Genomic DNA, 801 nt, shown 5'->3' with positions numbered 1-801 from the left:
GAACCCGCGACCTCCGGCGTGACAGGCCGGTGCTCTAACCATCTGAGCTACATCCCCGGATGAGTGGTACAGGTAACGGGATTTGAACCCGCGATCTCCGCCTTGAAAGGGCGGTGTCTTGGACCGCTAGACGATACCTGTATACTCACTTGAATGACTGGCACCTCCGGCGGGGCTTGAACCCGATCTCTGCGTAGACAGTGCGGCGTACACTCCGGACTGGACCTGCAAGGGCGTGTCGTCATCGATGTATTAAAGGTAACCGGTCGAAATGCCGCCGTCAACATCAAAAAGCTAAAAAATATAATTATTTCAATGACTTAGAAATAATAATACACTACCCCGTTCGCGCTCCGTAAGAGCGACGTCGAGATGCGTTCGATTGTGGTTTCCGGGCGTTCTTCGTCGCCTTCGTCGGTATCGTCTTCGTCGTCCGGCATCGGACCTCCTTGGCTTGATGGTTCGAAAAATGAAAAAAGGCCGCCGAATGAACGACGACCCTTTGCATGAATTCTCTTTTCAGGATTTCGAAGCGGCCGCCGTTATCTGCGGCCGCCGCAAGCACGGCTACCGCGGGAAGATATCTTCCTCCCGACGTTCGACAGCCACTGCGATGTGAACGGCACGTGCGTTCATTCTTCGAATTCCATCTGTCTGTTGCCGTGCGCGCCATGGCATCTTGTCAACTATGCGCGCTGTCTGGAATATGTTCCTGAAACGTGAAAAATGCAAGTTCCTCGTTTCAGCAGCCTTCGGGCTAGTTTCTTTTGCAGTTAACGTCTTCCCCGCCCTGAAGGACGG

The 801-nt window shown here is 53.6% G+C and carries 1 tRNA gene; it reads right to left on the bottom strand.

The features are described from left to right. Positions 1-64 precede the first annotated feature (64 nt). Positions 65-141, bottom strand: a tRNA-Glu gene (locus E1297_RS01185). Between the last annotated feature and the right edge of the window lie 660 nt (positions 142-801).

This window comes from Roseibium sp. RKSG952 (assembly GCF_009711355.1).
Note: the sequence above shows the minus strand (reverse complement) of the source record. Positions and strands in the feature narration are given on the sequence as shown.